Annotated in this window: 8 protein-coding genes; all 8 read left to right on the top strand. The window is 40.6% G+C overall.

The features are described from left to right. Positions 1-297: 297 nt before the first annotated feature. The gene (locus IGJ39_RS07970) at positions 298-2,478 is read left to right on the top strand and encodes a hypothetical protein (RefSeq protein ID WP_195339203.1); all 2,181 of its coding nucleotides are present in this window, start codon (positions 298-300) and stop codon (positions 2,476-2,478) included. Positions 2,479-2,520: 42 nt separating this feature from the next. Beyond that, complete coding sequence (locus tag IGJ39_RS07965) at positions 2,521-2,892, top strand: hypothetical protein (protein WP_019722713.1); 372 nt, start codon at positions 2,521-2,523, stop codon at positions 2,890-2,892. Between the two features lie 270 nt (positions 2,893-3,162). Further along, a complete protein-coding gene (gene pcrA / locus IGJ39_RS07960; protein WP_019722712.1) occupies positions 3,163-5,406 on the top strand; it encodes a DNA helicase PcrA in 2,244 nt (747 codons plus the stop codon). A 20-nt stretch (positions 5,407-5,426) separates the two neighbouring features. Then, the gene (gene ligA, locus IGJ39_RS07955; protein ID WP_019722711.1) at positions 5,427-7,469 is read left to right on the top strand and encodes an NAD-dependent DNA ligase LigA; all 2,043 of its coding nucleotides are present in this window, start codon (positions 5,427-5,429) and stop codon (positions 7,467-7,469) included. Between the two features lie 93 nt (positions 7,470-7,562). Beyond that, on the top strand, positions 7,563-7,868 hold the full coding sequence (gene gatC / locus IGJ39_RS07950) for an Asp-tRNA(Asn)/Glu-tRNA(Gln) amidotransferase subunit GatC (RefSeq protein ID WP_010735262.1): 306 nt from the start codon (positions 7,563-7,565) through the stop codon (positions 7,866-7,868). Next, positions 7,868-9,340, top strand: a complete 1,473-nt coding sequence (gene gatA / locus IGJ39_RS07945) for an Asp-tRNA(Asn)/Glu-tRNA(Gln) amidotransferase subunit GatA (protein WP_010735263.1) — start codon at positions 7,868-7,870, stop codon at positions 9,338-9,340. Before gatC ends, gatA begins: the two co-directional genes overlap by 1 nt. After that, positions 9,337-10,767 (top strand): Asp-tRNA(Asn)/Glu-tRNA(Gln) amidotransferase subunit GatB, encoded by a 1,431-nt coding sequence (gene gatB / locus IGJ39_RS07940; protein ID WP_010735264.1) that lies wholly within the window; start codon positions 9,337-9,339, stop codon positions 10,765-10,767. Before gatA ends, gatB begins: the two co-directional genes overlap by 4 nt. Before the next feature lie 9 nt (positions 10,768-10,776). Next, on the top strand, positions 10,777-11,823 hold the full coding sequence (locus IGJ39_RS07935; RefSeq protein ID WP_019722710.1) for a diacylglycerol kinase: 1,047 nt from the start codon (positions 10,777-10,779) through the stop codon (positions 11,821-11,823). The last annotated feature ends 151 nt before the right edge of the window (positions 11,824-11,974 follow it).

The following is an 11,974-nucleotide window of genomic DNA, read 5'->3' as shown; positions in this document are numbered from 1 at the left end:
GAGTGGCTTATAGTATATTTTGACTAAAAACAAAAATATATATTATCATTTTTTTGTAACCTTAACCTAATCTTAATTTAATTTTTTGTGAAGGAGAGTAGCCAATCGATGAAACGAATTTTTCAATGGGATAAGTAACGAAGCATAGTTGATGACACGCAATAGTGAGGATACATTCATTCATGTGATAAAGAAGAATGTCTGATATAGACGATTGGTGAACGGGCACGTACATCTAAAAACATAAGGAGGCTGAATATGAAAAAGCAGGTAAACATATCTATCGTTTTATTTTTATTGATATTTAGTGCATTGGCAGAGCAAGTAATAATCGCAACGTCCCTACCTGTCGCTGAAGAAATTCAGATGACTACCGAAAGTTCAACGTTAGGCGTAGGTAAATTGGATCAGTTGATCAACAATGACGAACCAACAGAAGCCTCACCACGGGAAGTTTCCTCAGAAGAATTACGATCCCCTTCTATAAAACTGGACGATGAAACCCAAGGGATTGCTGCATTTTCTGGTACAGGTACGGAACAAGATCCTTTTACGGCGGGGACAGCTGCGGAGTTGGAGACGGTAACGGAGATGATCAAGACGATACCAGGTGCAGGACCATTTCATATACATTTAACAGCTGATATTGTTTTACGTAATAATGTACCCATGCTATCTGTTGGTACCAGAGTAGATCGATTTAATCTCTATAAAGATACGGTGATTGATGGTCAAGGCTATCATCTATTGATTCAAAATGATTCACGAAGTTATTATAGTTTCTTCGAAACGCGAAATAATGGAATACATCTAACGTTTCAAAACATTAATTTTGGGAGTAATCAGTTAGTAGATCAAAATGGGATCATATATGGTAGACAGGGGATGTACGGGATAATAAGTTCTATAAATGACTATTCACTAAACTTTAATATGACAATGGAAAATATTAATTTTTACACGAACTATGGCTTAGCGGAAGCGGTATGGAAGGGTTATAATGACGAATCGTACTTTCATTTCAGAGGAGATAATCAGATTATCTTTGACTTCATCAATAGTAGATCATCCATAATCTCTAGTCCTAATATAATTTTTGAAGAGGATTCATCTACTTATATCGAGTGTGGTCCTGGATTATACATTTTTTATGTATCAGGAAATCCTCTCTTTCCGGAACTTGGTACCGGGAATTTAAATATTCAGCAAAAAAATAATGCAAAAGTAGAGATTATAACGGGTAAAGAAGTCCTTGCTTATGCTATTGATAGTGCAACAATGACGATTGGAGAAGAAGCAGAGTTATCTGTAAGAGGTAGTAGTACGAGTAACATGAGTATAATACGCCAGAGTGTTTCGGCTGAGGGAACAGCGATTTTAAATGTAAATCAAAATGCAGTAGTAGATATTGTAAATCAATCAAATTTCAGGCTAAATAATTTAACTATAAACGTCGACCAACCCAAATATTTTAGAATGGAAGCTTTGGATAATACTCCTACTACATCGGTTAATAATGCAACCATGAAGCGTTTAGATGGAGTCAGTGGAGAAACTGGTGGATATCAGGTAACTAGTATAGATGTTTCTGGTCAAATATTTATTAGTGAAGTTTCAGGAGGAGGATCATTCGGTGGAGGTACAATGCTTTATGGAACGAATAGAAAAGGATTTCTTTATCAGCGGAAATTTGCGATTGATGAATTAGAGGCTGTACCCGAAGTCGACGTAGGCATCAGTCGTCTAACGACTTCGATCAATGCCGTGGAACCGGTAGGTCGCCCGCTCACTAGGTATCAATTGAAACTGAGTAGGACTAGGCTATGGACACCTTCCACTCTATTCCCAACAATAAATTCTCTAAATACTCAGCGAGTGATAAGCAATGCTACTCTAGCCACAAATGGAGTCTTAGCAATTGAATCTTCTGAGACTGAATCTTCATGGCAAAAAGAAAAACTGACTGCTGGAACCTACTATGCCTATGTTCGAGTGACTGGTGTGATGCAGGACGATCCAGAGCTACAAAAATATTTAAGTGAAAGCCTTTGGCACGAAATCGTGATTGAAGTACCAAAAAGTCCAATGTCTGTTGAAGTGCCACTAGAGAAATTTTTCAGAGTTCGCGAGATTGGCGAATTTGATGAAACTGCCAATGCCTTACCAATTATAAGCCATAGTAATTTCCCAATCGATTTTAAGGTCACAGATGTCGTGGAACAAAGCACCGATTCCGCAGTTACCTTGGTCAATAGTACGATGACAGACGCATTCAAACATTTACAACTTCGCTTGGCCGCGACCAATGGACAACATACAGGACCGTTAACGGTGGGAAGCAACCAAGGAAATGCGATTCAAGTACTACCATTTTTAGATGATCCATTAAAACTCTATTTGAAAGGACATTATTCAGGACCAATTGACGGACGCCATGACGTGACCTACAAATTCACGTATCAATTGACGCCACGTTAATTCGACCAGAACGCTCGTGACTATAGAAAGGTAAGGGATAATATGGATACGAATATAGAACTGAAAGGGGAGCTAGGCGTTTTAGAAAGTCGACCGCCGACTGAAGAAAGCAAACCTCCTCCTGATGAGAGCAAACCACCGACTGAAGAAAGTAGTTCTTCGGATGAGACCACATCAACGACAGATCAAACGTCTTCCTCTGAACAACGTGAACAAACAAAAGACACCAGCGCGGTCGTTCGAATTGATAATCGAAGTAATAACCAAGTCCCCATCAAGGTAGAAACACAAACAATCGATTATTTTCCAAAAACGAATGAGCAAACCGAGCCTTTATTTGTTACATGGGTAGGTATTTTCCTAGTGATTGCAGTCATTAGCTACCATATCATTGATCGTAAGATGAATAAATGAACGAGTGGACTGAATAAAGTGAAAGCTGAGACGTGTTTCAATGTCTCAGTTTTTTTATGGATTTCGAAGGTTAGCTGATTGATGATAAGTCCGTCATGTTAGTTTGATACTTTCGCGATCAAAAATCGCGGATCATCGGACCAGCAAGTGTACTTTCGGAAGTATTTACCCGTTCACAGATATTTTCCTTCAAGATCAAGAAACTTCACTTTATTGCCTATCGTGATAATGCTATAATTAGAAGGATTGATAATAGAAAGGATGTTGTGAATGTCATCCAAAGAAAACTTATTAAAGGGAATGAACCCTCGTCAAAAAGAAGCGGTTCTACATACAGATGGCCCGCTTTTATTAATGGCTGGTGCCGGTAGTGGAAAAACACGTGTTTTGACTCATCGAATCGCTTATTTGATTGAAGAAAAAGAAGTGAATCCATGGAATATTTTGGCAATCACCTTTACCAATAAAGCGGCGAAAGAAATGAAAGAACGGGTCAATGCCATTTTAGAAACAGGTGGTGAAGATGTCTGGGTCTCTACCTTTCACTCGATGTGTGTCCGTATTTTAAGACGAGATGTGGATTATATCGGCTATAATCGAAACTTTACGATCATTGATTCTTCGGAACAATTATCATTGATGAAACGAATTTTGAAAGAGTTGAATATTGATCCTAAAAAATACGATCCAAGAAGCTTGTTAGGATCGATCTCGCAAGCAAAAAATAGTTTGTTGTCACCAGAGGCTTTTGCCAAAATGCAAGGCAGTTATTATGAAGAAATTGCCGCAAAATGTTATGCAGCATACCAGAAGGAACTCCTATACAACCAATGTATGGATTTTGATGATCTGATCATGAATACGATCCGTTTATTTGACGAGCATCCAGATTCATTGACGTATTATCAAAATAAATTCCATTACATCCATGTAGATGAATATCAAGATACGAACCACGCACAATATACGCTAGTCAATCTATTAGCTGGACGGTTCAGAAATCTTTGTGTAGTTGGGGATGCAGATCAAAGTATTTACGGCTGGCGCGGAGCAGATATGCAAAACATCTTGGATTTTGAAAAAGATTATCCAGATGCTGCGGTGATCTTGTTAGAACAAAATTATCGTTCAACGAAAACGATCTTGAATGCAGCGAATCAAGTCATCGAAAACAACCGCAATCGTAAACCCAAAAATCTTTGGACAGAAAACCAAGACGGTAACAAAATCACGTACTATCGAGCAGACAATGAGCGTGACGAAACACGTTTTATTGTAGAAAGAATGCAAGAAGAGATCCAGACGAATCATCGCAATTATGGAGACTTTGCTATTCTTTACCGAACAAATGCCCAATCGCGTGTCATGGAAGAAACCTTACTGAAAGCCAATATTCCGTACAAAATGGTTGGAGGTCACAAATTCTATGATCGAAAAGAAATCAAAGATGTTTTGGCGTATCTTAATGTGATGGCAAATCCTCAAGATTCATTGAGTTTCGAGCGGATCGTCAACTCACCAAAACGTGGGATTGGACCAGGATCGGTGGAAAAACTTCGTAGCTTTGCCACGATGCACGAATGGCCGTTGCTAGAGGCTGCAAGAAATGTTGAGTTAGCGAACATCGGTGGAAAAGCAGGAACACAGTTAGGCTCTTTTGGCGAGATGATGCATCAATTGACTGAAATGATCCCTTATTTGACCGTTACAGAGTTAACCAAAGAAGTCTTAGACCGTAGTGGCTATTTGGATGATCTAAAAATCCAAAATACGTTAGAATCCCAAGCACGTATCGAAAACTTAGAAGAGTTTTTGACGGTGACTCAAGAATTTGATAAACAATTTGAAAAAGAAGGGCTAGAGAATGCTGATTCGCCAGAGGACAAGCTGGTCGTCTTTTTAAATGACCTTGCACTTGTATCAGATATCGATAGCTTAGAAGAAGAAACGAAGCAAGTGACATTGATGACCTTACATGCTGCGAAGGGTCTAGAGTTTCCAGTCGTCTTTTTGATCGGTCTAGAAGAAGGTGTCTTTCCACTTTCTCGTGCCTTGATGGAGGAAAGTGAACTGGAAGAGGAACGCCGTTTGGCCTATGTAGGGATCACCAGGGCAGAAGAAGCATTATTTATGACCAATGCGTTTTCACGGACTTTATATGGTCGTACGCAATACAATCGACCTTCACGATTTTTAGAAGAAATCGATCAAGAATTATTAGATATCCACGGGATGCGACCAACATCCAATGCCTCTCAACCGTCGCCTTTTCGTGCGAATAACGCGACACCTAAGTACCAACAGCCGACAAAAACAGGTGTATCAGCAAAAGTCGCTACAGGTGGCGAAACAGGTGGTTGGAAGCCAGGAGATAAGGTCAAACATAAAAAATGGGGACCTGGTACAGTGGTTAGAGTTAGTGGTGATGCAAAAGACCTTGAGCTTGATATTGCATTTCCAAGTCAAGGAGTCAAACGTGTATTAGCCGCTTTTGCACCAATCGAAAAAGTTTAGTTCAATAGGGGGAGAAAAAGATGGAACACGAAATGACGATCGATGAAGCGACAAAAAAAGCAGAAGAACTCAGAGTGCAGTTAGATCGTTGGTCTCGTGAGTATTATGTGTTGGACCAACCAACGGTAGAAGATTATATCTACGACAAAACCTATGCCGAATTAGTGGCAATCGAAGAACAATATCCAGATCTGATCAACGCAGATTCACCGACCCAACGAGTAGGTGGAAAGATTCTTTCCTCATTTGAAAAAGTCACACATGACATTCCATTATATAGTTTGAACGATGTCTTCAATAAAGAAGAACTCTTAGCATTTGATCAACGTGTCCAAAAAGCAATCGGCCGTCCAGTCGATTATTGTTGTGAACTGAAAATCGATGGACTATCGGTATCTTTACGGTATGAGAATGGTGAGTTTGTACGTGGAGCGACTCGGGGAGATGGTTCGGTCGGCGAAAATATCACAGAAAACTTAAAAACGGTGCGTTCTGTTCCAATCAAATTAAAAGAACCGATGAGTATCGAAGTACGTGGTGAATGTTTTATGCCAAAACGTTCATTCGTTAAATTGAACCAAAAAAATGAAGAAGAAGGCAAACCAGTCTTTGCCAATCCCCGTAATGCAGCAGCAGGTTCATTGCGCCAGTTAGATTCCAAGATCACAGCGAAAAGAAATCTTGATACGTTCTTATATACCGTAGCAGATTTTGGACCGATGCAAGCGACGACGCAATACGAAGCGTTAGAAGAATTAGACAAGATCGGTTTCCATACGAACCATGAAAAACGTCTTTGTCATTCAATCGACGAAGTTTGGGCGTTCATTGAAGAATACCATGAGAAACGTAAAGATCTCCCTTACGAGATTGACGGGATCGTGATTAAAGTCAATGATTTTTCATTGCAAGACCAATTAGGTTTTACAGTCAAAGCCCCACGTTGGGCGACTGCCTATAAGTTTCCGCCTGAAGAAGTAGAGACGGTCATCGAAGAAATCGAATGGACGGTCGGCAGAACGGGGGTAGTGACACCGACAGCGATCATGACACCGGTTCGTGTGGCTGGTACGACAGTCAGCCGTGCTAGTCTGCATAATGGTGATTATATCCAAATGAAAGATATCCGCTTGAATGACACTGTCCAAATCTACAAGGCAGGGGATATCATCCCTGAAGTCGCACAAGTCATTTTAGATCAACGTCCAAAAGACAGCGAGCCTTATAAAATGCCCGAACATTGCCCTGTCTGTCACAGTGAGTTGGTTCATTTAGATGAAGAAGTTGCCTTGCGTTGCATCAATCCAAAGTGTCCCGCACAAATGAAAGAAGGACTGAACCATTTCGTTTCCCGAAATGCGATGAACATCGATGGCTTAGGGCCAAGAGTCTTGGAACAGATGTATGACAAGAAGTTAGTCGCTGATGTTGCTGATCTCTATAAACTAACAGAAGAAGAATTATTGACGTTAGATAAAATCAAAGAAAAATCAGCGAATAATATTTTAACAGCGATCGACAATAGCAAAGAGAACTCGGTAGAACGTTTGATCTTTGGTTTAGGTATCCGTCATGTTGGCGCAAAAGCAGCGAAAATCTTAGCGGAGCATTTTGGCGATTTAGAAACGTTGAGTCGCAGCGATTTTGAATCGATCATCCAATTAGATACGATCGGGGATATCATTGCAGATAGTGTAGTGACTTATTTTGACAACGAAGAAGTCCACGAGTTGATGGAAGAACTTAAACAAGCAGGTGTCAACCTTGAATACAAAGGCATTCGTTCGACACAGCTGAAAGAAGTAGAATCGCCGTTCAAAAACAAGACGATCGTGTTGACAGGCAAATTAACTCGATTCACAAGAGAAGAAGCCAAAGAAACGATTGAAAACCTTGGTGGAAAAGTCACTGGCAGCGTCTCTAAAAAAACGGATATCGTTGTCGCTGGCGAAGATGCAGGTAGTAAATTAACGAAAGCCCAAGAGTTAGGGGTCGAGGTTTGGACGGAAGATCAGATGGCTGAAGCGTTAGCAGAGAGTCATCCTGCCGAAGGAGCAGAATAATTTTTCAGATAAATTTCAAGAAAGAATTTCAGAATGCGAATTTCTTATGTTAAAATAAGAAGCAAAGTTTTCATTTAGGAAAGAAGGGGTACTATGGCGATTAGTGAAGAACAAGTAAAACATGTAGCGAAGTTAGCCAAATTGAAATTTGCCGACGAAGAACGCGCAGGTTTTACTGACCAATTAGGAAAAATCATTGACATGGTAGAAATGCTGGAAGAAGTAGACACAGAAGGCGTACCATTTACATCAAACGTCGTTGAGACTGTCAACGTCATGCGACAAGACCGTGCACAACTAGGTTGGAGCAGAGATGAATTATTAAAAAATGTACCAGAAAAAGAAGATGGTTTCATCAAAGTACCAGCAATCATCGATAATGGGGAGGCTGGCGCATAATGACAGAATTATACAATCGTTCATTAGAAGAACTACACGACTTATTAGTGTCAAAAGAAATCACTGCACAAGACTTAGTGAGAGCTACATTTGATCGCATCAAGGAAACAGAACCCGCGATCGATGCATTCATCACATTGAATGAAGAGAAAGCTTTAGCCCAAGCCAAAGCTTTGGACGAAAAAGGTATCGACGAAAACAATGTTCTTTCAGGTATCCCGATCGGTATCAAAGACAATATCGTGACGAAAGATCTTTTAACGACAGCAGCTTCAAAGATCCTTTATAATTTTGAACCGATCTACGATGCGACAGTCATGGAAAAAGTATACGAAGCAGACATGATCCCTGTTGGTAAATTGAACATGGATGAATTTGCAATGGGCGGAAGTACCGAAACTTCTTACTTCAAAAAAACAAAGAACGCTTGGGATCAAACAAAAGTTCCTGGCGGATCATCTGGTGGTTCAGCAGCTGCAGTTGCCGCAGGACAAGTGCCAGTTTCTCTAGGTAGTGACACTGGTGGAAGTATCCGCCAACCAGCCGCTTTCAATGGAATCGTAGGAATGAAACCAACTTATGGTCGTGTTTCCCGTTTCGGTTTGATTGCATTTGCTTCATCTTTAGACCAAATCGGTCCAATGACCCGGACAGTCAAAGATAACGCATTAGCATTGACCGCAATCAGTGGCTACGACGAAAAAGATGGTACTTCATCTGGTGTATCTGTCCCTAACTTTGCAGAAGGTTTGTCTGGTGATATTAAAGGAATGAAGATTGCTTTACCTAAAGAATACTTAGGTGAAGGTGTCGATGAAGGCGTGAAAGAAGCAATTCTTAAAGCAGCTGAAACATTCCGTTCATTAGGTGCAACAGTAGAAGAAGTTAGCTTACCTCATTCAAAATATGGCGTGGCTGTCTACTATATCATTGCTTCATCTGAAGCTAGTTCGAACTTGCAACGTTTTGACGGTATTCGTTATGGATATCGTTCAGAAGATGTCAAGAACTTGGATGACGTTTATGTCAATTCACGTTCTGAAGGTTTCGGAGAAGAAGTAAAACGCCGGATCATGTTAGGAACGTTCTCATTGAGTGCAGGTTACTATGACGCGCATTTCAAAAAAGCAGGACAAGTCCGTACCTTGATCAAGCGTGACTTTGAAAAAGTTTTCGCGGATTATGATTTGATCATCGGCCCTTCTTCACCAACAGTTGCGTTCGGTCTTGGTGAAAATATCAACGACCCAATCACGATGTATATGAGTGATATCTTGACGATCCCAGTGAACTTGGCAGGACTACCAGGTATGTCAGTACCTGCAGGCTTATCGGAAGGGTTACCAGTTGGCTTACAGATCATCGGTAATTATTTCGAAGAGAAAACCATGTATCAAGCAGCTTATGCGTTTGAGCAAGCGACAGAGTTCCATCGTCAACAACCAGCTATTTTAGGAGGGAAAGCCGAATGAATTTTGAAACAGTCATTGGACTTGAAGTCCATGTGGAATTAAAAACCAACTCAAAAATTTTCTCTCCAGCTCCTGCGCATTTTGGTGCTGAACCAAACAGCAACACCAATGTGATCGACTGGGGATACCCTGGAGTTTTACCAGTAATGAATAAAGCAGCGCTGGAATTTGGGATGCGTGCAGCGTTAGCATTGAATTGCGAAATTTCGAAAGATACTCATTTTGACCGCAAAAACTATTTCTATCCAGACAATCCCAAAGCTTACCAAATCTCACAATTCGATCAACCAATCGGTCATGATGGCTGGATCGAGATCGAAGTAGAAGGTAAAAAGAAAAAAATCCGCATTGAACGTGTGCATTTAGAAGAAGATGCAGGGAAAAATATGCACGGCATCGGTGGATACTCTTATGTCGATCTAAACAGACAAGGAACACCATTGATCGAGATCGTTTCAGAAGCAGACATGCGTTCACCAGAAGAAGCCTATGCTTATTTAGAAGCTTTACGTTCTGTGATCCAATTTACTGAAGTCAGTGACGTGAAATTAGAAGAAGGTTCAATGCGTTGTGACGCGAACATTTCTTTACGCCCCTATGGACAAGAAGAATTTGGGACAAAAGCAGAATTGAAAAACTTGAACTCCCTTTCTTTTGTCAAAAAAGGTTTAGCATTTGAAGAAAAACGCCAAGCAAAAGTATTATTATCTGGTGGAGAGATCCAACAAGAAACTCGTCGCTTTGATGAAACAACGAATAAGACGATCTTGATGCGTGTCAAAGAAGGGTCAAGTGACTATCGCTACTTCCCAGAACCTGATATTCCAAGATTCGTGATCGATGACGAATGGATCCAACGAGTGAAAGCAAGCTTACCAGAAATGCCAGCTTCTCGTCGTGTACGCTACATCAGCGAATTAGGCTTACCAGAGTATGATGCGAAAGTATTGACGCTATCAAAAGAAATGTCTGATTTCTTTGAAGCAACATTGGAAAACGGAGCAGATGCCAAACAAGCTTCCAACTGGTTGATGGGTGAAGTATCAGCATACTTAAACAGTGAGAAATTGGAATTAGCTGAAACGAAACTAACACCTGAAAACTTAGCGGGTATGATTCTTTTGATCGCAGATGGCACGATTAGCTCTAAAATTGCGAAAAAAGTCTTTCGTGAGTTGATCATGAATGGCGGAGATGCACAAAGTGTTGTTGAAGCAAACGGTTGGGTCCAATTATCTGACCCAGCGAAGTTATTACCGATCATCAATGAAATCTTAGATAACAATCAACAATCTGTTGATGATTTCAAAAACGGAAAAGACCGTGCAGTCGGTTTCTTAGTTGGACAAATCATGAAAGCTACTAAAGGACAAGCAAACCCAGGTGTGGTCAACAAATTGCTAAATGAAGAATTAGCGAAACGATAGAGGGATGCTATGAAAAAAGCGCGTGTGATCTATAATCCGGTCTCTGGTAAAGAATTGTTAAAACGTAATCTTGCCGACATCCTCCAAGCTTTGGAGGAGTCGGGCTATGAAGCAAGTGCTTATGCAACGACTCCGGAAGAGGACTCGGCAAAAAATGAAGCACGACGAGTCGCTGAGTTAGGTTTTGATCTTGTCGTTGCTGCTGGTGGCGATGGGACGATCAATGAAGTCGTTAATGGTATCGCCTCATTGAAAGTTAGACCTAAAATGGCGATCATTCCAGCGGGAACGACCAATGACTATGCTCGCGCCTTGAAGATTCCTAGAGATAATATCAAGGCAGCAGCAGAAGTCATCAAAAAGAATCAAACAGTCAAAATGGATATCGGTCAATCCGATAATAGCTATTTCATCAATATTGCAGCTGGTGGCTACTTGACAGAATTGACCTACGAAGTTCCTTCCGAATTGAAAAGTATTTTTGGCTATCTTGCATATTTGGCAAAAGGAGCAGAAATGTTACCACGTGTCAAACCGATCAAGATGCACTTGAAGTATGACGAAGGCGAATATAATGGCAATGCTTCGATGTTCTTTTTAGGGTTGACGAATTCCGTTGGTGGCTTTGAACAAATTGCGCCTGATGCAAAGCTAGATGATGGAAAATTCTCTTTGATCATCGTCAAAACGGCGAATATTTTTGAGATCCTCCACATTGCTGCCTTAATGCTCAATGGAGGGAAGCATGTCGATGATCCAAGAGTCATCTATACGAAAACAAGTTCTCTTTATGTTGAAACCGAAGATAATGCGAATCGCCCTGTCATGATCAATTTAGATGGCGAATACGGTGGAAATGCGCCGATGCATTTTCAAAATCTTCATCAGCATATCGAGTTTTATGCAAACACAGATCAAATTCCAGATGAGGCAATCACTGGTTTTGAGGAAGAAGAGCTAGAAGAAGTTAGCAAAGAATTCGTCAAAGAAGTAGAACGTTTGACGGATGAAGATATCGATGGCGATGGCAAAATTGCTGACAAGGATCAGAACTGAGCAGGATTGGACGACTATTAGAAGGAAAAAGCAAAGATCATAGGATTACTTGTTTTTTCCAATAGACTGAAGAAAAAAGGGCTGGGAATGAATGGATCTCCCAGCTCTTTCCTTTGTTGAACGGACAAAATTAGAAACCATTCAAAAGAAT

The organism is Enterococcus sp. AZ140 (assembly GCF_051714405.1).
Classification (GTDB): Bacteria; Bacillota; Bacilli; order Lactobacillales; family Enterococcaceae; genus Enterococcus_B; species Enterococcus_B pernyi.
The sequence above is the reverse complement of the archived record's forward strand: the minus strand, read 5'-3'. Positions and strand labels throughout refer to the sequence as shown.

Coding starts and splice junctions, on each gene's coding strand:
- pcrA (WP_019722712.1), top strand. CDS start 3,163: ATGTCATCCAAAGAAAACTTATTAAAGGGAATGAACCCTCGTCAAAAA.
- gatA (WP_010735263.1), top strand. CDS start 7,868: ATGACAGAATTATACAATCGTTCATTAGAAGAACTACACGACTTATTA.
- ligA (WP_019722711.1), top strand. CDS start 5,427: ATGGAACACGAAATGACGATCGATGAAGCGACAAAAAAAGCAGAAGAA.
- IGJ39_RS07965 (WP_019722713.1), top strand. CDS start 2,521: ATGGATACGAATATAGAACTGAAAGGGGAGCTAGGCGTTTTAGAAAGT.
- gatC (WP_010735262.1), top strand. CDS start 7,563: ATGGCGATTAGTGAAGAACAAGTAAAACATGTAGCGAAGTTAGCCAAA.
- IGJ39_RS07935 (WP_019722710.1), top strand. CDS start 10,777: ATGAAAAAAGCGCGTGTGATCTATAATCCGGTCTCTGGTAAAGAATTG.
- gatB (WP_010735264.1), top strand. CDS start 9,337: ATGAATTTTGAAACAGTCATTGGACTTGAAGTCCATGTGGAATTAAAA.